Origin of the sequence: Streptomyces sp. Da 82-17 (assembly GCF_046098215.1) — a bacterium.
In the GTDB taxonomy this organism is placed as follows: Bacteria; Actinomycetota; Actinomycetes; order Streptomycetales; family Streptomycetaceae; genus Streptomyces.
The window spans coordinates 150,926-174,295 of the sequence record NZ_JBJURH010000011.1; the positions used below are offsets into that span (position 1 = coordinate 150,926).

Consider the following 23,370-nt stretch of genomic DNA (forward strand, 5'->3'; position numbering starts at 1 on the left):
GCCACGTTCTCAGCCGCTCCGCTCCCGCAGCAACTCGGCGCCCTCGCGCGCGAGTTGGTCGCAGTACGAGCCACGGCCGGTCATCGCCATGATCAGGGCCAGGGTCGGCCCGGTGACGAGCGGGCCCGCGCCCGCCGCGAACGGGCCGTCCGTCGCTTCGAGCCGCAGACCGCCGATGCGCCCCTTGGCGACGACGACCTGGTCCGTCGACGCGTAGTACGTCGCGACCCGCGCCAGCGTCTGCGGCGGATGCGCGTACCGGATGCCGAGCGGGCCGCGGATGTCCTCGCCGTGCACGACCGTCTCGCCCAGCATCGCGATCACCGGCAGCGGCGGCTTCGTACGGCTCGGCACGGACTGCCGGAACCGTGCCAGCGTCTCGGCCGGGTCCGCGCCGAGCTGTTCGGCCAGCCGCATCGCGACCTGCCGGTCGAAGTCGAACCGGCAGCGGATCACGCCGGCCAGCCAGCGCACCGCGTTCAGCCGCGCCGCCGCGGTGAGATGCGCCAGCACCTCGCGCACCGTCAGGCCCGCGCACAGCGACGGTGTGGCCCACTCCTCGTCGCTCAGCCCGTCGAGGTCGGCGGCGAGCGCGGCCCGCTCGGCGTGGACGAGGGGCCAGAGGCCGTTCTCGGTCATGTGTGGACACGGTCCCGTCGTGGAGGTCAGGAGGTCTCTGCCCGGTCTCGACCCAGCATGCGCGCCGCCAGGGCGACCAGCGGGTCCTCCAGGGCGCGCAGGCCGTCCAGGTCGTCGGCGACCAGGCGGACGTTGACGAGCTGCGAGACGGACGCGACCAGAGCCTCGCACGCGAAGTGCTGTTCCGGGGTGCGAAGGCCGAAGATCCCGGCGACGGCGTCCCGGAAGCGGGCCTCGATCGCGTTGCGCCGCGCGATGGCCTCGGGGCCGACCGCGTAGATCTCGACGAGGAACAGCCGCGCCAGGGCGGGGCGTTCGGCGAGGGTGCGGAGGTAGATGTGGAGGAGGGAACGGAACGCGTCGACCGGTTCCTCCGGTTCCGCCTGATCCTCCGGTTTCTCCGGTTCCGCCTGATCCTCCGGTTCCGCGGGTACGGGCTCGGATTCAGGAACGGGTCCGGATTCAGGTACGGGTCCGGATTCAGGTACGGGTACGGGTACGGGACCGGGGGCCGTGTCCGTGAGTGCGGACGTGCAGCTTCCCGGCGGCCCGTCCACCGCCGCCCCCGGCGACTCCATCAGCCGTACAAGGAGCTCCGCCGCCGCGTCCAGGGCCTGGATGAAGCAGTCCTGTTTCGACCGGAACTGCTGGTAGAAGGTCTCCCGCGACACCCCGGCCCGGCGGATCACCTCGGCGACCGGCGTGCCCGCGTACCCCTTCTCCTGCATCGCCTCCGCGATCGCCATCAGCATCCGGACCCGCTGCGAGGCCACGACCTGCTCACGGGCCAGACTGTGCCGTCCGCTGGGCAACGGGCGGGTACGGGTGGGGGCGGCGGGCGGACGGGGTGACGACGACGGGTCGGTCGGTGCGTGCGCCATCCTGCCTCCGCTGCCTCCGCGTTCTGCCCGGACCCGGGGGCCCGGGTCCGGCTCACGGCGCAGTGTAATGACGCCGACGGGCAGCGGGCCCGGGCTGCGCGAGCCGACCGGCGGAGACGCTACCGCGGTACGTCCACCCGTTCCGAGCGGCCGTCGGGGTGGACCGCGGTCGCCGTGTGCTCAAGGTGGCGGCCCAACAGCAGCCCGGGCGCGTGGTGTTCGGGCACACACACCCGCCACGTGTCCGTGCGGTGCACACCGGGGTCGAGCGTTCCCGGCACGTCCTCGCGGGACCGCTCCTTCGCCCAGGTCCGGCCGAACGGGCCGACGACCTCCGTGTCGAGGACGACCTCGGCGTCGGACAGCGCGCGCTCGCCCGTGTTGCGCACCGTGAGCGTGACCTTCTCGCACCAGGGCACGTCGGCCGCCTCCCGGCGCGGTTCGCGGAGCGTGAGTACGCCGTCGAGGGGCCGGTCCTGGCCGTCGTCCTCGGCTCCGTCATCCGGCTTGCCGGGCGGGGGAGTCGGAGTGCCCGAGCCCGCACCAGAACCTGCGCCCGAGCCCGAACCGGAACCCGGACCGGAACCCGTGCCCGGCCGCCCTTCCGACCCCTCCGCCGGCTCCTCCGCCTCACCCGGCAACGGCCCGTCCGGGACGTCCACCCTCCGGGGCGGGCCGTCCGACGACTGGATGCGCAGGCCGTCGAGGTCCAGGGAGTCCGTGGTCACCAGGGCCTGTTCCGCCCGTACGCGGGTCATGAAGACGAACGGCGGGACGACCGGCGGCGCGGGCAGTGTCTCCGGCGAGAACGTCACGCACAGCGGGCTGCCCTCGATGCAGCCGTGGAACTTGCGCAGGTACAGCGTGACGTTCCCGCGCAGCTCCAAGTCGTCGGCGGCCAGGGTGAGTTGAGCGCGCTGCGGGTCGCGGGTGGTGCTGACGTAGTCGGTCAGGGTGGCCGCCTTCATGCGCAGCACGATGACGTCGAGCGGCCCGTCCGCCGTGTCGACCTTCTCGACGCCCGCGAAGAGGAACCCCTGCGGGCTGAACCGGGACGTGGTGATGACGGTCGGCACCGCCCCGGCCCGTACCGCCGCCCCTGCCGTTCCCGCCCGAACTGCCCCCGCGTCCGCCCGCGCCTCCGGTGCCGTGGCCGCGCCCGCGAGCCCCGCCAGCAGTGTCAACGGCACCACGACGGCCAGGGCCCGCCGCCCTTCGCCACCGCGGACCGCACTGTCGCTGTTGCCGTCACCGTCCTCGTCGTCCGATCCCGCGCCCGGCGACCGCCCGACCGGTGTCCAGGCGAACCCCAGCGCGCTCCCCGCGATCCCGAGCAGCGAGCCGATCAGGAACCCGCCCAGGTTGGTCACGGCGAACGCGGCGACCGACAGGAGCAGCGCGTTCAGGCTCACGTACGCCCGTGCGTGCGGCGCTCCCCACAGGAAACCCCCGGCCAGGATCAGGGCCAGGCCGATGACGACCGCCGCGATCCCGCCGACACCGAGGCTGAACAGCACACCGAGCGGCGACAGCGGCGCGAGCAGCAGCTCCGCCCCGGCGGCGATCAGCAACAGGCCGCCCCAGAACGGCCGTCGGCGCCGCCAGCGGCGCAGCGCGGCCCGCCGCTCGGGCCACGGCAGCACCGCCTCGACCCGCGCCCCGACGCCACCCGCGCCCCTCGCCTCCCCGGAACCGGAACCGGAACCGGAACCAGAACCGGATCCCGAGCCAGAACCAGACCCCGAGCCGGACCCAGACCCCGACCCGGACCCAGACCCCGACCCGGACCCAGACCCCGACGCCGACCCCGACCCGGACCCAGCCCTCCTCAGAAGCACTCCTCACCCCCCGGGCCGACGGAGATCTTGAGGCCCTTGAGCTTGAAGTTGCCGCCCATCGCCGACCAGGCGTGGGACCTGACGCCGGAGACGTCGACCCCCTTCACCTGCAGGCCGAACTGGCCGGGCTTGCCCTGCGTGTCGGGGACCGCGTCGAGCGTGGAGGCGTCGCGGCCGATCTGCGCGGAGCCGAACCGCGCGTCGCCCGTCAGGTCGTCCGCGTCGATCACGAGGCTGTTGGCGGTGACCGCGCCCGCGTCGCCGCCCGCGGTGAGCCGGAACACCATCGGGCCGATCGGCGTCTCGACCTGCGTCGACTGGCAGATGTCGGACAGCGTGACGTCCTGCAGGGAGAGCAGTGACACCGGATGCTGCTTGCCGTCGCCCGAGCGGTCGACGTCGACGTACGAGGAGAGCCCGGCGCCGGTCAGCTTGCCGGAGCCGACCTTGAAGTGCTCGCCGGACACCGCGAAGCTCGCGGCCATCGCGCCCTGCGCCATCAGGACGCCGAGCGCGGCCAGGGCGGCGATGCCGGGGGCCGCGACGAGAGCGGCCTTCTTCCAGACGACGCGGCCCTCGATCCCGCTTCGGGTCTCGTTCTCGGTCACGGTTCGGTCCCTCCTGTGCGGGTCTGCGACTTGTGCGGGTCTTCGACCTGTGCGGTCTGGACGTGCGGTGCCGGTCGACGACGTGGTGCAGGAGGTGCGGATGCCGGACAGCGGCGTACGGCGGCGTACAGCGGTGTACGGCCGGTCCGGCGCGGGGAACGCTAGCATTCACGAACAGTCTTGTACATCAATCATTCGTGCTGGATTCAGTCGTGACGCCCCCGGCTCCTGCACTCCCGACGGCCCCGCGCGGCGGCCTTGTTCCCGCCGCCTCAACCCGCCCGAAACCCCGCCCGAACTCGGCGTCCTTAAAATGAGCACCGCATCCGGCCGGGGTGCCCGGCGCTCCGAACCGGGTGCCGGGCGGCCGGTAGGGGTACGGGTACGCAACAGGCGCAAGGGGAACCATGGCCGACAGTGCACGCACCGCCCTCGTCGGCGGCCTACCGGTCGAACTCACCCGCCTCGTCGGCCGCGAGGCCGAACTGGCCGAGGTCGCCGAGGCGTTGGGGCGGGAGCGGCTCGTCACGCTGATGGGCGTCGGCGGCGTCGGCAAGACCCGCATCGGCCTGCGGGTGGCCCGGCGGATACGCGACTCCTTCCCCGCCGGCGTGCACTTCGTGGAGCTGTCCGGGCTGCTCGACCCCGAGCTGCTGCCCAACGCCGTCGCCGCCGTGGTCGACCTGCCCGAGCAGAGCGACGCCGACGACGCCTCCCAGCTCCGCATGCTCATCTCGTACCTCTCGGACAAACAGCTGCTCATCGTCCTCGACACCTGCGAGCATCTGGCCGACGCCTGCGCCCGGTTCGCGCGGGCCGTGCTCCAGTCCTGCCCCGGCGTGCGGATCCTCGCCACGAGCCGCAGGCCCCTCGACGCCCCCGGCGAGCGGCTCCTGCACATCGCCCCGCTCGACGCACCCGACCCCGACGGCGAGCGCGCCGAGGCGGTCGTGCCGGTGACCGACGCGATGGAGCTGTTCGTCGAGCGGGCGGCCGCCGTGGCGCGCGGCTTCCGTCTGACCGACGCCAACCGCACCCAGATCGCCCGCCTCTGCCACCGCCTCGACGGCATCCCGCTCGCCATCGAACTCGCCGCCGTACGCGTACGGGCCCTGCCCCTCGAACAGATCCTGCGCCGCCTCGACAACCGCTTCCGGCTCCTCACCGGCGGCAGCCGCGCCGCCCTGCCCCGCCACCAGACCCTGCGCACGGCCACCGACTGGAGCCACGAACTGTGCTCGGCGCCCGAACAGGTGCTGTGGCGGCGGCTGTCCGTCTTCGCGGGCGAGTTCGAGCTGAGTGCCGCCGAGGAGATCTGCGCCGACCTGCCCGACGGCGCCACGGGCACCGGAGTTACAGGCACCGGCCTCGCCGAGGACGACGTCCTGGACTGCCTCATCGGCCTCGTCGACAAGGCGATCGTGCTGCGCGTGGAGGACGAGCCCGACGGGCCCGGCGGACCCGCGGGACACGACCCGTCCGCGCACGCCCCGCCCGGCCTCGGCGCCGCCCCCGACGCGGGCCGCGCCCGCTACCGCATGCTCGACACCCTCCGCGAGTACGGCCGCGAACGCCTGCGCGCCGCAGGCGAGGAGCACGCGTACGCCGCCCGCCACCGCGACCACTACCTCGCCCTGGCAAGGGAGTTCGGCGGCAGCTGGCTCACCGACACCCAGGTGCCGCGCATGCTCGGCCTGTGGCGGGAACGGCCCAGCCTGCGCAGCGCCCTGGAGTTCTGCTGCGCCGACCCCGGCGAGGCCCCGGCCGGCCTGGAGATGGCGACGGCCCTGTGGGGACTCTGGCTCGGCATGGGCCGGATCGTCGAGGGCCACTACTGGCTCGGGCGGCTCCTCCCGCTCTGCCCCGAGCCCGGCCCCGCCCGCATGCACGCCCTGTGCGCCCTCGGCGACCTCACCCTCATGACCGGCCACCACCAGCAGGGCCTCGACCTGTCCGACGAGGCCGCCGCGCTCGCGGAGAGGTACGAGGACCGGCTCGCCCTCGGCTACGTCGCGAAGAACCGCGGCCTGTACGCGACCCTCACCGGCGACGCGGAGAGCGCCCTCAAGTACGTCACCGAGGCCCGCACCCTGTTCTCCGCACTCGGCGAACGCGGCCGCGAGGGCTGGGCGTTGGCGACGCTGTGCGGCGCGTACACCGTCGCCGCGCAGCACGAGATGAGCCTCGCCCTGTACGACGAGGCGATCTCCCTGATGGGCCGCGGCGAGCGCTGGGTGCAGGGCTGGCTGCACTGGCAGAAGGGCTGCTCGCTGCGTGGACTCGGCCGCCTCGACGAGGCCAAGCAGACCCTGAGCACCGCCGTCGCGCTCGCCCTGGACATCAACCACACCCAGGTCCTCGCGTTCTCCCTCGACACCCTCGCCTGGGTGGCGGCGGCCGAGGGCCGGTACGCGCAGGCCGCGCGCTGTCTGGGCGCGGCGGCCGAGCTGTGGGAGAAGTTCCACGAACCCCGCCTCGGCATCGAGAGCATGCACCAGGCGCACCGGGAGGCCTGGGCCGAGACCGAGGAACGCCTCGGCGCCCGCCGCCACCGGCAACTCCTCGACGAGGGCGCCGCCCTGCCCCTGCACGAGGCCGCCGCGCAGGCCGTCGCGCCCGCCCGGCCCGCCGTGCCGTCCGCGCGGCGCGCGCCCGCCGCCGGGAACGCCGCCGGGAACTGGGAGGCGCTGACCGCGCGGGAACGGGAGATCGCCCTGCTCGTCGCGGAGGGGCTCTCCAACCGGTCCATCGCGGAGCGCCTGGTCATCTCCAAGCGCACCGTCGACTCGCACCTGGAGCACATCATGGGCAAGCTCGCGTACACGTCCCGGACCCAGATCGCGACCCTGGCGCGGGACACTCCGAGTTGAAGCCGCAAGCGCTTCCGGCATCATGCTGGACATGGGCACCCCCGATGACAGCGCCGCCGCCCCAGGCGGTGGCCACCGCGTCGCTCACAGCCGGATCCGCATGGCCGGGCGCGACCCCGGCGAGCGCGGCCGGGCCGCCACACCGCTGGAACTGCTCTTCGACCTGACGTTCGTCGTCGCCGTCGGCACCGCCGCCCACCACTTCGCGGAGATGCTCGCCGGGGACCACGTGGTGCAGGCGATCACGGCGTTCGTCATGGCGATGTTCGCGATCGTCGTCGCCTGGATCAGCTTCACCTGGTTCGCCTCCGCCTTCGGCACCGACGACTGGCTCGACCGCGTCCTCACCATGGTCCAGATGATGGGCGTCGTCGTCCTCGCCCTCGGACTGCCCTCGTTCTTCCACGCCATCGAGGAGGGCGACCACCTCGAACTCCGCGGCATCGTCATCGGGTACGTGATCATGCGCGTGGCGATGGTGTCGCAGTGGTGGCGGGCCGCCCGCGAGTCGCCCACCTACCGGCACGTGGGCCGCGCCAACGTGCTGTGGACCGTGCTCGCGCAGATCGGCTGGGTCGCCCTCGCCTTCGCCACCGGCATCCCCCTCGGCCTCGCGTTCGTCGCGTTCGTCCTGCTCGGCAGCCTCGAACTGCTGCTGCCCGTGCTCAGCCAGGGCCGGGCCGGCGGCACGCCGTGGCATCCGCACCATGTCGCCGAGCGGTACGGCCTGTTCGCCATCATCACCCTCGGCGAAGGCGTCGTCGGCACCGTCGCCTCCTCCGGCGACCTGCTCGGCGGCGCCGACGGCAAGCACTGGACCCTGGACGCGGTCGCCGTCGTCGTCGCGGGCGTCGGCCTCACCTTCGCCATGTGGTGGGTGTACTTCGCGACGCCCTTCGGCCACATCCTGGTCCACCGCCGGGGCCGCGGATACGTCTTCGGGTACGGGCACATCCCGCTGTTCATCGGCATCGCGGGCGCCGGAGCGGGCCTGCACGTGGCGGGCCTCCAGCTGGAGCACCACTCGAAGCTGGGCGAGCCCGCGGTGGTCCTCTCCCTCGCCCTGCCGGTCGGCCTGTACCTCCTGATGGTCTATCTGCTCCACACCTTCCTGTTCGGCAAGGCGGACAGGTTCCACCTCCTCCTCGGCGTACTGACCCTGCTGGTCCTCGCGGCGGCGGTGCTGCTGTCGGCGGCCGGGGTGGCCCTGGCGGTCTGTCTGCTCGTCGTGATGCTGGCCCCGTTCGTGACGGTCACCGGCCTGGAGACGGTCGGGCACCGGCACCAGCGGGAGATGCTCGCCGGCCTCGGCGGGAGCTGACGTCAGCGCCGCCGACCCGCCCGTACGCGCACCCGCGCCCGCTCGCCCCGCGTACCCGCGCCCGGCGGCGGGGGAGGAGCCGCGGGGGCGGGTTCGACCGGGCCGCCCGAGTGGTGCTCCAGGCGGATGCCGTGGAAGACGAGGCGGACCAGGCTCAGCGCGATCAGCGCCTCGGCCCAGTAGAACGCCGCGTAGTCCAACAGGCAGCCGTTGGGCGGCGAACCCGGCGCCGCGTCGCGCAGCCCCACCAGGGCGAACAGGCTGGCCGCCGCCCAGCCGAGGGCGCCCCACACCAGCCCGCGCCGCTGCCCCACGACCAGCCAGCACGCCACCGCCACCGCGAGCCCGACCGCCCACATCGAGCCGATCATGAACCAGGCCAGGATGAACGTGCTGCGCGACCGTCGGGCCGTGCCCTCCAGAACCGCCGCCGCACCGTCGCCGTCCGTGGCGCGCGGCTCGACCGCGAAGTGCGCGTTCTGGTCCCGGAACAGCAGCGCCACAGGCACCGTTTCGGCCCCCGCCCGCGCGGAGACCGCGAGCCGGGCGTCGTACCGGTCGTACGGATAGTCCGACGGCGTCCCCTCGAACAGGGCCAGGTCGATGTCCTTCAGCCAGGCCACGTTCGTCGTACGGAACGTCAGCCGCTCCTGGCCCGGCGCGTTGGTGTGCAGCGTGACGTCCCGTACCGGCACCCCGTCCTTGTCGGCGTACTTGCCGCGCGCGACCACCCGCAGCTGCACCGTCGCCCGCCGCATCGTCGGGTCGACCCGCTGCAGGGCCGCGCTCACCTCGATCCGGTCGGCCGCGTCCGAGGCGCCCGCGGCGAACACGTGCTGCCGGGTCTGACGCTCGTCCACGTACAGGGCGATGCCGACGCCGAACAGCGCGAGCAGCACCGACAGGCCGATCAGCAGCCGCCGCCAGGGGAGGAGCGCCGCCTGCTCCTTGGCGCGCACGGCCCGCTCGGCGAGGGCGGCCGGGCGCGGGACGGCGCGCGGGGCACGGCCACGGCGGCGGGCGGACGAACCGGACATGAGCCGATCCTCGGACGCGACCGGTACCCGCGCCAGACGACGACCGCCAGGAAGACGAGCAGACGCGGCCCTCAGGCGTGCAGGGGTTCGCCACGAGCAGGACCAGGGACGTTCGCGGCGATTGGCCTGAAGTGTGCGTCTGCGCGGGAAGGCCCGCGGGCATGCTGGTGGCATAGCACAAACGATCAGAAATCGCCGTAAGCAAGCCGATTCCACTGTCACGACCGCCGAATTCGGGAAGGCGTATGCAGGGATCCACGCGTACGCGCGCACGAGAGCCAGGGGATTCCGATGGCCGTGGAGAGACCGGACAAGCCGGGCAGGCGACCCAACGCGCGGTTACGCGCCCTGCTCGCCGAGGCGGGCTGGAGCAATGAGCAGTGCGCCCGCGCGGTGAACGCGGTGGGCGCGGAGATAGGCCTCGTGCTGCGGTACGACCGGACGTCCGTGGCGCACTGGCTGTCCGGCACACAGCCGAAGCCACCGGTGCCGCAGCTCGTCGCGGAGACCCTCTCGCGCCGCCTCGGCCGCGTCATGACACCCGTCGCCGCCGGGTTCGCGCAGCCCGCGGGCGCCGCCGAACTGCCCCGCCCGCGCACGAGCAGCCACGCCGCCGCGGTCCGTGCCCTCGGCTCCCTCGCCGGGCGCGACGCCGACCCCGTCGAACGCGCCGCCCTCGCCGGCGAGCCGTACCGCGCGCTCGGCGCGCCCCCGCCCTGGTCCGGCGGCCGTGCGGGCCTGCGGGGCGCGGCCCGGCGGGAGCTGGCGCGGGTCGGCGGGGCCGAGGTCGACCTGCTGCGCGGGGCGGTACGGCACTTCGCGGCGGCGATGGACGTGCACGGCGGCGGGCACGCGCGGCCCGCCCTCGCCCACTACCTCGCCGACACCGCCACGACCTGGCTGCACGCCCCCGGCGAGGACCGGGTGCACCGCCAACTCGGCACGCAGAGCGCGTACTTGGTGTTCATCCTGGCCCGCATGCACAGCGACATGGGCTGCCACGGCATCGCCCAGCGCTACCTGTACCTCGCCCTCGACCTGGCCCGCGAGGCGCACGACCGGGTCGCGTGGGCGATCAGCCTGCGGGCGTTGGCGGCGCAGGCCCTGCACCTGGACCACCGCAGGACCGCCCTGCAGTACGCGCAGGCCGCGGTGGACGCCCTGCCCGCGCAGGTCGGCGACGCCGTACGGGCCTTCGCGCTCGCCCAGTTGGCGGTCACGCACGCCGCGCTCGGCGAACGGGGCGCGGCGCTCGCCTCCCTCGACCGGGCCGAGGAGCACGGGCGCAGGGCCGGGGTCGGCGACCCGTTCGGCGACTACCCGTCCGGCGCGCTGTCCTTCCAGAAGGCCGAGGTGCACCGGGAGTTGGGCGATCTGCGCGCCGCCGCGCGGGCCCTGCAGCGCTCCACCCGGGAACGCCCCGCCCACGACCGCCGCGGCCTCGCCCTCACCCTGGCCCGCCGGGCCGAACTGCTGCTCCGCAGCGGCCGCGTCGGCGAGGCGTGCGAGGTGTGGACGCAGTTCCTGGACGCGGGCGGCGGTCTCCGCTCGCACAGCGTGGTCACCGCGGTCCGTACGATGCGCGGCTGCCTGGAGCCCCTCTCCCGGCACCCGTCGGCACGCGCCCTCCTGGAGCGGGAGCGGCTGCTGGGCTAGGGGGAGAAACCCCCTGGGCCCTCTCCCCGCGCGCGGCGGAGACCGCCCGGGGGACGCGCGGGGCGGGGAGCCGGCCCTCTTCCCGCCCCGCGTGCGCCCGCCTCCCACATGTGTTCGTATGCCATGGAGTTGCTGAAAACCGGCATACGAGAGGAAACGGCTCATGAACGATCCCTTCGCCTTCAGTCGGCTGATCCCCGCCCCGCAGGACCCGGCGAGCGCCGCGCCCTGCGCGCATCCGTGCCAGGACGCGTCCGGCGGCGCGTTATCGGAGGCCGAGTCCGAGGCCGAGTCCGAGTCCCGCCCGTCCGTCGCCCGAACGGCGCAGCCGTTGTGGTGCCCGGAGAGCACCTGACGGACGTTCGGAACACCGAGGAAAACGGCAGAGGCCAGGGAGAGGGCAGCGTGGACACGGAACACGGACAGTGCAGGCGAGCCGCGAGACACACCCGCGCCCCCGCCGCCCTCGCGGCCCTTCTCCTCCTCGGCACGCTCGCCACCGGCTGCGGCGACGACAGCGAGCCGGACCCGATGCGCGACCAGCAATGGGCCCTCGACGCCCTGAAGTTGCCCGCCGCGTGGGAGTCGGAGAAGGGGAAGGACACCGTCATCGCCGTGGTCGACTCGGGCGCCGACCTGGACCATCCGGACCTGAAGGGCCGCCTGGTCGACGGGCACGACTTCGTCGACGGCGACGACGAACCCCTCGACCGCAACGGCCACGGCACCCACGTCGCCGGCATCGCCGCCGCGCACACCGACAACGGCGTCGGGGTCGCGGGCGGCGCACCGGACGCCAAGATCATGCCGGTGCGCGTCCTCGGCGCCGACGGCAGCGGCGAGAACGCGAACATCACGAAGGGCATCGTCTGGGCCGCCGACCACGGCGCCGACGTCATCAACCTCTCCCTCGGCGAGGGCCCCCTGATGTCCAACCTCCTCAAGGGCGGCATCCTCAACGCCGCCATGCAGCACGCCCACGCGAAGGGCGCCGTCGTCGTGGCCGCGGCGGGCAACGACGGGGCGAACACGCAGCCGTACAAGGTCACCACGCCCGTCCTGATCGTCGGCGCCTCCGACCAGAGCGGGAAGCCCGCCGACTTCTCCAACTTCGGCGCCCAGAACGCCGTTTCGGCCCCCGGAGTCGGCATCCTCTCCACCCTCCCGACGTACAGGACGCGGGAGACCCTGAAGAACGACTCGGGTTACGGGAAGCTCGACGGCACGTCCATGGCCTCCCCGTACGTCGCCGCCGTGGCGGCCGTGCTGCACGGGCAGGGCCGCGACCCCGACCAGATCATGGACGCCATCCGCTCCACCGCGAAGAACCCGGACAAGAACGCCAAGCTCGGACTCGGCGTCGTCGACGCGGAGGCGGCGGTCAAGTCGGAGAAGTAGCCCGCCGACAGCGGAGCTCGCCCCGGCCCACACCTCAACTCGCCGCACCGCACAGCGAGTTGACGTTCTCGTACGGCCGGCTCGCCGGTCCCGTACGGCTAGTGCCCCGCCAGGGGATGGTTCGCGAGCCAGGACTGCGCCTCCGCCTGCTCGCCCGGCGTCGGCGCGGGCCGTACCCGCTGCGGATCGCCCAGCATGCCGTGCCGGCGGGCCGCGGTCAGGGCGATCAGGCGTGCCTCGTCCGACAGGGCCGGGTCGTCCGCGACCTGCCTGGCCCGCTGCCACCAGCTGCGGTTGACCCGGCTGACGGAATAGTGCCAGAGCGGCTGCGCGGGGTCGGCGACGCCGAGCAGCACATGCTCGATCACGTACCGCCGCACGCCCGGCGCGTCGATCAGGCGGTCGGCGATGCGCAGCGGGTGCTCGCCGTCCAGGCGGGCGCGGAGCAGCACCCACGTCATCAGGTGGCCCGTGTCGTGCTCGCCGGAGGCGATGTGGTCCCACAGCTCGGCGGCCTTCGCCTCGTCGGGGGCGCCGAGGTGGGTGAGGAGGCGCAGCGGGTGCTTCCACAGCGGTTTGGGCCGGGCCCACCAGGCCCGCAGGTCCGCGGCGACGGGATGGCCCAGGTCGAGGGCGAGGCAGGTGAGGGTGACGAGGGGGTGCCGCCACTCGGTGTACGTGGTGCGGTACTGCTTCGTCAGCTCCTTCTTCCAGCGCGGCAGCAGCGCCTCCACCTCTTCCGGCCCTGCGGCCCCGTGCGCGTAGAGGAGTTCGAGGCAGAAGCCGAGGCCCTGCATCTCGGTCGCCGGGTCGGCCACGCGGTCCTTCAGCCAGCGGACGTCGGCGGGGGAGAGGGTGCGGTAGCGGTGCCACACGTCGCACAACCTGCCCTCGTAGCCGGTGAGTTCGGGCCCCGTGCCGGCGAGGAGGCCGTCGCGTTCGGCGGTGAACCGGTCGGCCAGGGCGAGCGCTTCGGCCGCGTCCGTGCCGGTCCGGTCGGCGTACCCGGGGCCGAGCCGCCCGACGTCCTCGCGCACCCGCGCGCCCACGTCGAACGCCGCCTCCGCGGCGGCCGCCCGCAGCTCGCGCGGCAGCCGGTCGTCCAGGGCCAGGCGTACGGAGGCGAGCGAGGCGAACTCCGACGGCTGCGACGGCCCGCGGGGCTCGTCGGGGCCGCCCTCCTCCCCGCGCCGCGTCTCGACCGCGTCCTGGTGGAGTGCGGCGGCGAGGGCGCGGCAGGCCCGTGCCGGGGTGGGGCCCGCCGTGAACTCCTCGGTCAGGGCCGTCGCCGCGCGCACCGGGTCCGGCTCGTGCAGCGCGCGGTGCAGCTCCCACCACACGGTGACGGCGGTCCGCGCGTTGCCGCCGCTGCCGGCGTCGAGGGCCGTCCGCGCCAGCGCGCGTACGGCGGTGAGGGACCGTTCGCCGGGGAAGAACCGCAGCACGCCGCACGCCTCAGGACCGACCGCGTCCACGGCCTCCCAGGCCTGCGGGTGGTCGTGCCGCAGCAGTCCGTGCAGCAGCGCCCGCCAGCCGCCCCAGCGGGTGGGCAGCGCCGCGTACTCCGCGCGCCAGACCGGCAGCAGCGCCTCGACCTCGTCGTACGACAACGCCTCGCGTGCCTCCAGGGCCCGCGCGACCCGTTCGGCGGACGCCAGGTCGAGCGGCCGTTCCCGGAGGCGGGCGTGCAGCCAGCGGGACTCGGGGGCGGTGAGCGGGTGGCGGCCGTCCGCCGGCCAGGCGTCGTGCAGCGGCACCTCGACCCGGTCGAGGAACTGCCGTACGCCATGCGGGTCTTGCGGGTCGGGCAGGCCGTCGGCGTCCTGCCGGGTGACCCTGTCGAGCTGGAACGCGCCCTGCGGTCCGCCGTCGACGACCCGGTACCCGTCGGGGCCCGTGCCGAGCCCGGCGGCGACGGTCGCGTGGTCGCCGCCCCAGTGGAGGTTCAGGGGGCCGGTGAGCGCGCCGTCGCGGTCGAAGGCCTGCTGCGACTGCCAGTGCCAGTACGCGAACGACGTGCCCGCCGCGATCCCGCGTTCCCCGAACAGCTCGGCGGCGTCCTCGTGTCCGTCGCTCTGCGTGTACCGGCCGCGGGTCGGCGGCGGCAGCGCCACGAATCCGTCGCCGCCCAGCGTCCGCCACCACGCCTTGACGCGCGCGAGATCCGACCGCCGCCGTCCGGCGCCGGACGAGAGGGGACGTACACCGGCCACGGTCTGCTCCTCGGGATGTCGTTCCTGGTCCGTCCCGGCATCCTGCCAGGGCCGGGCCCCGCGCCCGCACGAGGGGCCCGCCGCCCGGCGTGCGGCTGCGGCCGGGCGCGCCGCGGGTGTCAGGGCCGCAGCGACGTCCAGAAGTCGTAGCGGTGCTCCCGCGCGAAGTCGACCGGGCGGATGCCGCCGGGCCCGGACGCGAGGGCGCGGGTGTGCGGCTCGGCGGGCGTGCCGGGCCGCCAGGGGGCGCGGCCGGTGCGGGCGAAGCCCGTCCAGATGTCGATCATCGCGTCGGACAGTGCGCGCTGCGCCGGGTCGAGCGGCTCGAACTCGGCGAGCTCGAAGAGGTACGGCAGCTCGAACGTGTGCCCCGCGCCCGCCGGGAAACTCGGCCGCTCGAACGCCGGATCCGCGTACCACGGCGTCGTCCGCTCCGCGAACTCGTAGTTGTACGTGGGGACTTGGGGCGACAGGGCGCGGTTGGCGTCGACCAGGTCGCGGGCGTACGTCGCGTCGGTGAGCGCCGCCGCGAGGGCCAGGGCCGGGGTGTCGTCGTACGCCGTGACCGGGTAGCGGGCCATGATGCGGGCCGTGTCGCGCGCGCCGAAGCGGGACTCCAGGTGGTGCCGTAGGTCGGCCTCGGTGAGCCGGGCGCGAGGGTCGCCGGTCTCGGCCTGCTTGGCGCGCTCCATCCCGTAGACCATGGCCCGCTGCTCGTCCCGGTTGACTCCCTGCAGCACGGGCACCTTCGCGAACTCCCCTTTCTCAAGGGCCTGTTGGGGTGTACGGGGCAGCAGTCGGCCGCCGTACACGGGGGAGTAGGACGGGCCGGTGCCGAAGGGGTGCGTCAGGCGGTCGACAGGGGCGGTGCGCCAGTTCTCCACCTCGGGGTCGGCCTTGAGCGCCGCGACCGTGCGTGTGCCTTGGCGCAGTGCCTGCTCGCGGGTGGTGCGGCCCTGGGTGCCGAGGCAGGGACCGCTCTGGTTGATGACCCGGTGGAAGAGGCCCGCCGACGACGGGGCGACCAGGTGCGCGCAGGTGCTGTACGACCCGGCGGACTCGCCGAACAGCGTCACGTTGCCGGGGTCACCGCCGAACGCGGCGGCGTTGCTCCGCACCCAGCGCAGCGCGGCCTGCTGGTCGAGGAAGCCGTAGTTGCCGGACTCGGCGCCGCCCTGCTCCAGTTCCGGGTGGGCGAGGTAACCGAGCGCTCCCAGGCGGTGGTTGACGGTCACGACGACCACGTCGCCGCGTGCCGCGAGGCGGCGGGCGCCGTGCCGGGAGCCCGCGCCGTCCGTGTGGTCGCCGCCGTGCAGGTACACCATGACGGGCCGCGCCTTCCGTGCCGCGTCGCGGGGTGTGGTGACGTCGACGGACAGGCAGTCCTCGTCGTCGGAGAACGGCCCGGCGGGCGGGACGCTCCCGGTCTGCGGGCAGGCAGGGCCCGACGCGGCGGCGTCCCGTACGCCCCGCCACCGGGCGGCCGGCGCGGGCGCGGACCAGCGGCGCGCACCGGACGGGGCGGCGGCGTACGGGATGCCCGCGAACACCCGTACCGCGCCGTCCGCGACGCCGCGCACGGCACCCTTGTCGGTGTGCACGACGGGACGCGCCCCGGCCGCCGCCGACCGGGGCGCGGAGGCCGAGCCGCTGGGGGTGGCGGCGCCGGTGGTGACGGCGGTGGCGGTCAGGACGGTGGCCGTGGTGACGGCGAGGGCCAGGGCGAGGTGCGTGCTGCGCTTCGGCATGAGGGGAGCGTAGGGACGGGGCGGGTGCGGGCACGAGCCGGAGAGCCACCCCCTTCGGGGTGGGGTAAACCCCAGTCCCGGTACGGGAGTTGGGCGTCGCGGGCTGAGCTGTGCGGCACGTTCGCCGGACGGTCCGCCCGAACACTATGAACGCAACGCCCCGACCTCTGGCCGGGCCCCGCGGCGGTTCCTACCATCCCGGCTCGGTGACCTCCCCCCCATGACCGGTGTTCCCTCCCCATCCGCCCCGAGCCGCAGGAGCCGTACCGCCATGCCGCACCCGCACGCCGCAGTCCATACCCGAAGCCGCCGCCGTCCCGCCGTGCTCGCGGGTGTCCTCGCGACCGCCCTGCTCGGCGCGCTCGGCAACGCGCCCGTCGCGCACGCCGCCGAACCGGGCGGGGCACGGGCGCCGCAGCCCGCCGCGTGCCCGGACGGCGTGCCGGAGCAGGCCAGGTGCTGGACGGGGACGGACGCGAACGGGGCGCACTACGCGATGGCCGTGCCTCAGGACTGGAACGGCTCCCTCGTCGTGCACGCGCACGGCGGCCCCGACCTGGGCGACGCCTCCGACCCGGAGCGCAGCGTCGACGACCTGGGACGGTGGGCGGTGATGGTGGACGAGGGGTACGCCTGGGTCGGCTCGTCCTACCGGCGCGGCGGCTACGGCACGCGGATGGCCGTCGCCGACACGGAGAGCGCACGCCGCGCGTTCGTCGCCGCGTTCGGAACGCCGCGCCGCACGTATCTGCACGGCCAGTCGTGGGGCGGCAACGTGGCCGCGAAGGCCGCCGAGAGCCACGGGGCGCGCGGCCCGTACGACGGTGTGCTGCTCACCAACGGCGTGCTCGGCGGCGGCTCGCGCGGCTACGACCACCGGGTGGACCTGCGCGTCGTCTACCAGCACTACTGCCGCAACCACCCGCGCCCGGACGAGCCGCAGTACCCGCTGTGGCAGGGGCTGCCCGCCGACTCCGCCCTGACCTCCGCCGACCTGCGCGCCCGCCTCCAGGAGTGCACCGGCCTCGCCTCCGCCCCCGCCGACCGCACCGAGCGGCAGCAGCGCAACCTCGACGACATCCTCGCCGTCACCCGCATCCCGGAACGCGCCCTGGAGTCGCACCTCCGGTTCGCGACGTTCACCTTCCGCGACATCGTCCACGAACGCCTCGACGGCCGGAACCCGTTCGGCAACCGCGGTGTCCGGTACACGGGTTCGCACGACGACGCGGCCCTGAACGCGGGCGTCGCACGCTTCGCCGCCGACCCGTCCGCGCGCCGTGACCTGTCGTACGACAGCGACCTCACGGGCGAGGCGACGGTGCCCGTGCTCACGCTGCACGCGATCGACGACCCGACCGCGTTCGTCGAGCACGAGTCGGCCTACCGGGCCACCCTCGAAGGCGCGGGCCGGGACGAGCACCTCGTGCAGACCTTCACCGAGGAGCGCGAGCACAGCGGTCTCAGCCCCGCCGAGTACGCCAACTCCCTTGCGGCCCTGGACCGTTGGGCCCGCACCGGCGACCGCCCCACACCCCGCTCGGTCGCCGCGTCCTGCCCCGCCTTCGACGCACGGTACGGCACGGGCTGCTTCTACGACCCGGCTTACCGCCCCGCCCCGTACGCCTCCCGGGTCCGCCCCCGGCCCGGCGGCACGGACTGGCCCGCGATGACCGCAGAGCAGGAGCGGGCGTGGAGCGGCATCGAGGGAGTGGGCATCGAGCCCTGACCACCCGTCAAAGAGCCGTGTGCACAGGGGCCTTGAGGTGACGTCACAGCAGCAGGAGGGACTTGCCCACCGTCGCCCGCGCCTCCAGGGACCGGTGGGCGTCGGCGGCGCACTCCAGCGGGAACGTCGCCCCGATCGCCGGACGGATCCGCCCCTGAGCCGTCAACCGCAGTGCCTCGCCGAGGAGTTCGCGCACCACGGCCGGAGGGTGCGGGCCGTCCTCCAGAGTGTTGACGGCTCGTACGCCGCGCGCCTCGGCGGTCGCCGGGTCGATGTCGGCGAAACCGCCACCCGCCGTGCCGTACGTCAGGAACCTGCCGCCGTCCGCGACCGCCTCGAACACGGCACGGCCGAGCGGGCCGCCCGCGCCGTCGAAGGCCAGGTCGACGCCCGCGCCCCCGGTCGCCTCACGGGCCCGCTCCTGCCAGCTCGCCACGGAGTAGTCGACGACGACGTCCGCGCCCAGCTCCCGGGCCAGGGCCAGCTTGCGCTCGCCGCGCGCGGCGGCCACCACGTGCGCGCCCGCGTCCCGCGCCAGCTGCACGAGGAGCGAACCCGCGCCGCCCGCCGCGGCAGCGACCAGCACCCACTCGCCGGGCACCAGTTTGCCGGTGCGGGCCAGGGAGAGCGCCGTCACCCCGTCGTGGACCAGGCCCGCGGCGTCCACGGCGGTCACGGCGTCGGGCACCTCGACCAGCTCGTCGGCGGCTGCCGCGAACCGCTCGGCGTACGCCCCCGCACCCCGGGCCACGACCCGCCGGCCCACGAGCGCGGGGTCCACGCCTTCGCCCACGGCCGTCACCGTGCCCGCCGCGCCGCCGCCGGGCACGTACGGCGGCTCGATCGGGAAGAAGTCGCCGCCCCAGCCGTTGCGCAGCAGGGTGTCGAGGTAGATGACGTCCACCGCCTCGGTCCGTACGACGGCCTGCCCCGGCCCGGCCTCCGCGTCGGGAACGTCCGCGATCCGCAGCACCTCCGGACCGCCGAACTCCCGCACCTGAATCGCCCGCATCGTGACCCCACCTCTGCCTGTCGGTTCCGTACGCCTCGGTCGGCGACGTCCTCGAAACGTAGGACTTCAACCAAGGTTCAGGTCAAGGAGCGGCCGTACGACCTGAACGCCGACCGGGCGTGAGACGCAGGTCACATCGGGTGATGTCACATCGCGGTGCGTGCGGTCCGTCGTAGGGGTGAAGGCGGCACACGGCGCCCGAGGCGGCGCCGACACCGGCTCAGTTGTCAACATCCCTACACGGCACAGGAGTTCATCATGGAAGCGCGTCTGCCTCTCTTCGGTGGGAACGTCGGCCCGAAGGTCTTCCGGCACATCAACTCGGCGGGCAAGGTCGTCACCGACTCCGCGCTGCCCCAGGCGACGCAGGAGCTGGTGAAGATCCGCGCCAGCCAGATCAACGGCTGCGGATTCTGCACCGACATGCACACCAAGGACGCCACCGCCGCCGGTGAGACGGCGCTCCGCCTCAACCTCCTCGCGGCCTGGCGGGACGCCACCGTCTTCACCGAGGCCGAGCGGGCCGCCCTGGAGGTCACCGAGCAGGGCACCCGGATCGCCGACGGCGCGGGCGGCGTCACGGACGAGGCCTGGGCGGAGGCCGCGAAGCACTATGACGAGGAGCAGCTCACCGCCCTCGTCTCACTGATCGCGCTCATCAACATGTACAACCGCCTCAATGTGATCGTGCGCAACCCTGCCGGGGACTACCAGCCGGGCATGTTCGGCTGAACCCGCGGCCGCCCCCGGCCGGGGCTCCGGGACGCGAGCAGGCCGTGCACCGGCGGGGGCCTCACCCCCCCCCGCCGGTGGTCGCCCGCCCCGGTCGCTCACTGCTGCAGGGGCAGGATCGCGCTCTCCGGGATCACCGTGTGCCTGAGGTCCGCCGGGACGGGGTTGTTGTGCGAGGGGTACTTGGGGCCCTGCGCGTTCCGGCGGTAGACGGCCGTCGAGTGCTCCGGGTTCTTGTCGAACTCGGGGATCACCTGGTCGCCGAAGACCTCCAGCATCTCCAGGTGCTCCTCGAACGTCATGCCACCCGTGAGCCCGAACACCACCTGGTCGCAGCCCACCGTCTGGTACGCGGCCACCTGCTCGCACACCTCCTCCGGCGTGCCGCACAGCATCATGCCGGCCTTGATGACCTCGTCGAGGATCTCCTCGCCGCCCAACTGGCCCAGCGCGATGGGGGGTTGGGGCCAGGTGATCGCGTCGAGCGACTTCGGCATGGTGTCGTGGTACAGGTTGACGAGTGTCACCAGATAGCCGAGCCCCGCGTTCATGGCGATCTCGCGGGCCCGCTTGCGGTCGTTGAGGCAGATGACCGTGTTGGTCATCATCACGTTGTTGTTCTGGTAGTCGCCGAGGACCTCGACCGGATTCGCCGCGGCCTCCTTGTACGCGTCGATCCGCCCCTTCAGCTCGAAGATCGGCTCGAAGTTGAACGCGATCGCCCCGATCCCGAGCGAACCGGCCTTCGCGAACGACGGCGGGTTGCCGCAGGCCATCCAGATCGGCGGGTGCGAGTGCCCGTACGGCTTCGGCAGGATGTTGTGCGGCGTCGGCACGGTGAAGTGCTCGCCCTGGAACGAGTAGTCGTACTGCTCCCACATGCGCACGATCTCCGGGGCGACCTCGTCCCACTCGGCCTTCGTCGAGGACGTGTCCATGATGTTGAACGACGCCACCTCGTGGCTGCCCGCGCCCCGCCCGGTGCCCCACTCGAAGCGGCCCTCGGTGATGTGGTCCAGCATCGCGGCCCGCTCCGCGTACCGGACGGGGTGCTCCTTGCGCGGCGAGAGGCTGTTGATGCCGGTGCCGAGGTGGATGCGCTCGGTCTTCCCGGCGACGTAGCCCATCAGGACCTCCGGCGCCGACATGTGGCTGTACTCGGTGAGCGAGTGGTGCTCCCCGAACCAGGCGTACTTCCAGTTGTGCTTGTCCGCCTTGATCGCGAGGTCCAACTCCCGCATCAGGGCCAGGTGTTCGGAGGGCCGGTCGTGCGCGGCCGGGCCCGGGACGAATCCGTTCAGGAAGATGCCGAACTCCATCTGGAGCCTCCTCGCTCGTCTGGGTGGGCGCAGGATGCACCACGGAACGTCAAGGAGCCATGGGTACGGCGGATCTGGATCAAAGTCTTCCGGCTCGCCCCGAGCGGCCGTCGCGATCCGGGAAAAGCCCTGACCAGAACCTGAAGTGACGAAGTGTCAGGTCAGGGCCTGATGGGCCGTCAGGCAAGGTGGTTCCGGTCCGCCCGCGGGGGCGTTCAGCCGCTCCGCTCCGCTTCCTTCGCGCGGCGCTCGATCAGCACCGCGAGCCCGTCCAGGATGCGGTCGAGGCCGAACTCCCACGCCTGGTCCTGCTCTTCGTCCGTCACGGCGGACGCGAGGGCCGCGCCGAGCGCCGGGAAGCGCTCGCCGTGCTCCTGGAGCAGCTGCCCGAGGGCGGCGCCGAGCTGCTCCTCGGCGTTCCCGGACGGCCCGGCGGCGCGCGCCTGCTGTGTGAGGGCCCGTACGTGACCGCTGAGCAGCACGGCCGCGTCCATCCGCTCGGCGCCGCTCAGGCCGGTGCCGTCCAGGGTGGCGACGATCCGCTCCAGCCACGACAGCTCGGCGGGCCCGAGCGCACGCGGGCCGACCGTCGCGTCGAGGATCCACGGGTGCCGCCGGAACGCGGCGTACAACTCGACGGCCCAGGAACGTAGTTGAGCGCGCCAGTCGCCGGACGGTTCGGTCGGGGCGGGGCAGGGGCCGATCGCCGCGTCCGCCATCAGCGCGACCAGCTCCGCCTTGCCCGGCACGTACCGGTACAGCGCCATCTTCGTGACGCCCAGATGTGCGGCGACGCGCTGCATCGACAGGTCCGCCAGGCCGTCCGCGTCGGCCAGTTCGACGCCCGCGGCGGCGATCCGGTCGAGGTCGAGGGTCGGGCGCGGGCCGCGCGCGGGCCGGGTGTGCGGGCCCCAGAGGAGCCGGGTCGCCTTGCTGTGGTCGCCGCTCATGACCCCGCCTCCGTCGGTGCGGCACGCCCTGGTGCTCCGGGAGTGCCCTGCCTCTGTCCGCCGCCTGTCGTGAACCGCTCGCCGCCTGCGGTTCTTGCGGCGGCGAGCGTTCTGTGTCTACCGTACACAGTAATTACCGTGTCCGCCGGACACGGTTTCTCGGCGGGGGAGACCCCGCCCGTCGCAGAGGGAGGACCACCGCCCGTGAACAGGACCGTCCTGATATCCGGCGCGAGCATCGCCGGGCCCGCGCTCGCCTACTGGCTGGGCCGCCACGGCTTCAGCCCCACCGTCGTCGAACTCGCCCCCGCCCTGCGCGCGGGCGGTCAGGCCGTCGACTTCCGCAGCGACGCCCACCTCACCGTCCTCGACCGCATGGGCCTGCTCCCCGAGCTGCGCCGCCGCCAGACCGGCGGCAGCCCCATCCGCTTCGTCGACGCCGCCGACCGGACGCTGCTGCGGCTGCCCGCCGAGTTCGCCGGCGGCCGCATCGAGGTGCTCCGCGGCGATCTGGCCGAGATCCTGTACGAGCGCAGCCTGCCCGGCGCCGAGTACGTCTTCGGCGACACCGTCACCGCCCTCACCGAGACGGCCACCGGTGTGCGCGCCGACTTCCGGCACGGCCCCTCGCGCGACTTCGACCTGGTCGTCGGCGCCGACGGACTGCACTCCACCGTCCGCCGCCTCGCCTTCGGGCCGGAGGAGCAGTACGTCACGCACCTCGGTCACTACGCGGCCACCTGGAGCCTCCCCAACTACCTGGACGTGCGGGAGGGTTCGGTCGGCCACAACGTCCCCGGCCGCCTCGCCTCCGTCGGCGTCGACCACCGCGACCCCACCCGGGCGACCGCCTTCTTCGTCTTCGCCTCGCCCCGACTCGCGTACGACCGCCACGATCTGACGGGGCAGAAGCAGATCCTGAAGGACGCCTTCGCCGGGATGGGGTGGGAGACGCCACGGCTGCTCGGCTCGCTCGACCGGGCGCCCGAGCTGTACTTCGACTCCATCAGCCGCGCCGACGTGCCGAGGTGGTCGACGGGGCGGATCGCGCTCGTGGGCGACGCGGCCTGCGGTGCGACCCTCGGCGGCATGGGAACGGGCACGGCCGTCGTAGCCGCGTACGTCCTCGCCGGGGAACTCGCCCGGCACCGTGACGACCACCGGGCCGCGTTCACGGCGTACGAACGGAGGCTCCGCAAGTACGCCGAGGGCTGCCAGACCGGCGGCGACCGCGCGGGCAGGTTCCTCGCCCCGGGCACCGCGACCGGCCTGTGGCTGCGCAACACACTGCTGTCCCGGCGGCTGCTCCTCGACGCGATGCTGCGCATGGGGGAGAAGGTCAGCGCCGATGTCGATCTGCCGGACTGTCCGGTCGCCGCGGAGGCGCCGGAAAAACCCTCCCCGGCGGCCTGAACTGCC

Annotated in this window: 18 protein-coding genes; 8 read left to right on the plus strand and 10 right to left on the minus strand. The window is 73.8% G+C overall.

Translation table 11 applies throughout. From position 1 onward, the window contains the following. Positions 1–9: 9 nt before the first annotated feature. From ACIDOF_RS20665 to ACIDOF_RS20680, 4 genes are all read right to left on the minus strand, one after another. Entirely contained in the window at positions 10–639 is a 630-nt protein-coding gene (locus ACIDOF_RS20665) for a maleylpyruvate isomerase family mycothiol-dependent enzyme (protein ID WP_409007436.1), read from the minus strand. Positions 640–665: 26 nt separating this feature from the next. Further along, positions 666–1,520 carry a TetR family transcriptional regulator gene (locus ACIDOF_RS20670; RefSeq protein WP_409007437.1) on the minus strand — a complete coding sequence of 285 codons (855 nt, stop codon included), beginning with the start codon at positions 1,518–1,520 and terminating at the stop codon, positions 666–668. 119 nt (positions 1,521–1,639) lie between these two features. Next, positions 1,640–3,163, minus strand: coding sequence for a DUF6114 domain-containing protein (locus ACIDOF_RS20675; RefSeq protein WP_409007438.1), 1,524 nt, complete (start codon positions 3,161–3,163; stop codon positions 1,640–1,642). A 185-nt stretch (positions 3,164–3,348) separates the two neighbouring features. Then, on the minus strand, positions 3,349–3,966 hold the full coding sequence (locus ACIDOF_RS20680; RefSeq protein ID WP_409007439.1) for a DUF6230 family protein: 618 nt from the start codon (positions 3,964–3,966) through the stop codon (positions 3,349–3,351). Between the two features lie 407 nt (positions 3,967–4,373). Here ACIDOF_RS20680 and ACIDOF_RS20685 point away from each other — a divergent pair, with 407 nt between their 5' ends. Beyond that, positions 4,374–6,836 carry a LuxR C-terminal-related transcriptional regulator gene (locus ACIDOF_RS20685; RefSeq protein ID WP_409007440.1) on the plus strand — a complete coding sequence of 821 codons (2,463 nt, stop codon included), beginning with the start codon at positions 4,374–4,376 and terminating at the stop codon, positions 6,834–6,836. Between the two features lie 100 nt (positions 6,837–6,936). Beyond that, entirely contained in the window at positions 6,937–8,157 is a 1,221-nt protein-coding gene (locus ACIDOF_RS20690) for a low temperature requirement protein A (RefSeq protein WP_409007516.1), read from the plus strand. Between the two features lie 2 nt (positions 8,158–8,159). Here ACIDOF_RS20690 and ACIDOF_RS20695 read toward each other — a convergent pair whose 3' ends face one another. Next, complete coding sequence (locus ACIDOF_RS20695) at positions 8,160–9,194, minus strand: DUF4436 family protein (protein WP_409007441.1); 1,035 nt, start codon at positions 9,192–9,194, stop codon at positions 8,160–8,162. Positions 9,195–9,485: 291 nt separating this feature from the next. Here ACIDOF_RS20695 and ACIDOF_RS20700 point away from each other — a divergent pair, with 291 nt between their 5' ends. The 3 genes from ACIDOF_RS20700 to ACIDOF_RS20710 all read left to right on the plus strand — a co-directional run bounded on the left by ACIDOF_RS20700 (position 9,486) and on the right by ACIDOF_RS20710 (position 12,248). Continuing rightward, positions 9,486–10,850, plus strand: coding sequence for a hypothetical protein (locus ACIDOF_RS20700; protein WP_409007442.1), 1,365 nt, complete (start codon positions 9,486–9,488; stop codon positions 10,848–10,850). A 163-nt stretch (positions 10,851–11,013) separates the two neighbouring features. Further along, a complete protein-coding gene (locus ACIDOF_RS20705; protein WP_409007443.1) occupies positions 11,014–11,205 on the plus strand; it encodes a hypothetical protein in 192 nt (63 codons plus the stop codon). Between the two features lie 50 nt (positions 11,206–11,255). Then, positions 11,256–12,248 carry a S8 family serine peptidase gene (locus ACIDOF_RS20710; RefSeq protein WP_409007444.1) on the plus strand — a complete coding sequence of 331 codons (993 nt, stop codon included), beginning with the start codon at positions 11,256–11,258 and terminating at the stop codon, positions 12,246–12,248. Between the two features lie 98 nt (positions 12,249–12,346). On the opposite strand, the gene ACIDOF_RS20715 is transcribed toward ACIDOF_RS20710, so the two are convergent. Together ACIDOF_RS20715 and ACIDOF_RS20720 are read right to left on the minus strand one after the other, a co-directional pair. After that, positions 12,347–14,461 carry a hypothetical protein gene (locus tag ACIDOF_RS20715; RefSeq protein ID WP_409007445.1) on the minus strand — a complete coding sequence of 705 codons (2,115 nt, stop codon included), beginning with the start codon at positions 14,459–14,461 and terminating at the stop codon, positions 12,347–12,349. Positions 14,462–14,580: 119 nt separating this feature from the next. Then, the gene (locus ACIDOF_RS20720) at positions 14,581–16,209 is read right to left on the minus strand and encodes a carboxylesterase/lipase family protein (protein WP_409007446.1); all 1,629 of its coding nucleotides are present in this window, start codon (positions 16,207–16,209) and stop codon (positions 14,581–14,583) included. Positions 16,210–16,480: 271 nt separating this feature from the next. Here ACIDOF_RS20720 and ACIDOF_RS20725 point away from each other — a divergent pair, with 271 nt between their 5' ends. After that, complete coding sequence (locus ACIDOF_RS20725) at positions 16,481–17,938, plus strand: hypothetical protein (protein WP_409007447.1); 1,458 nt, start codon at positions 16,481–16,483, stop codon at positions 17,936–17,938. A gap of 43 nt (positions 17,939–17,981) precedes the next feature. Here the strand turns inward: ACIDOF_RS20725 and ACIDOF_RS20730 are convergent, their stop codons facing one another. Further along, a complete protein-coding gene (locus tag ACIDOF_RS20730; protein ID WP_409007448.1) occupies positions 17,982–18,950 on the minus strand; it encodes a zinc-binding dehydrogenase in 969 nt (322 codons plus the stop codon). A gap of 258 nt (positions 18,951–19,208) precedes the next feature. On the opposite strand from ACIDOF_RS20730, the gene ACIDOF_RS20735 reads away from it, so the two are divergent. Beyond that, on the plus strand, positions 19,209–19,682 hold the full coding sequence (locus ACIDOF_RS20735; RefSeq protein WP_409007449.1) for a carboxymuconolactone decarboxylase family protein: 474 nt from the start codon (positions 19,209–19,211) through the stop codon (positions 19,680–19,682). A 98-nt stretch (positions 19,683–19,780) separates the two neighbouring features. Here ACIDOF_RS20735 and ACIDOF_RS20740 read toward each other — a convergent pair whose 3' ends face one another. Beyond that, complete coding sequence (locus ACIDOF_RS20740) at positions 19,781–21,001, minus strand: LLM class flavin-dependent oxidoreductase (protein ID WP_409007450.1); 1,221 nt, start codon at positions 20,999–21,001, stop codon at positions 19,781–19,783. A gap of 215 nt (positions 21,002–21,216) precedes the next feature. Next, on the minus strand, positions 21,217–21,951 hold the full coding sequence (locus tag ACIDOF_RS20745) for a TetR/AcrR family transcriptional regulator (RefSeq protein WP_409007451.1): 735 nt from the start codon (positions 21,949–21,951) through the stop codon (positions 21,217–21,219). 204 nt (positions 21,952–22,155) lie between these two features. On the opposite strand from ACIDOF_RS20745, the gene ACIDOF_RS20750 reads away from it, so the two are divergent. After that, positions 22,156–23,364 (plus strand): FAD-dependent monooxygenase, encoded by a 1,209-nt coding sequence (locus ACIDOF_RS20750; protein ID WP_409007452.1) that lies wholly within the window; start codon positions 22,156–22,158, stop codon positions 23,362–23,364. Positions 23,365–23,370: the final 6 nt, after the last annotated feature.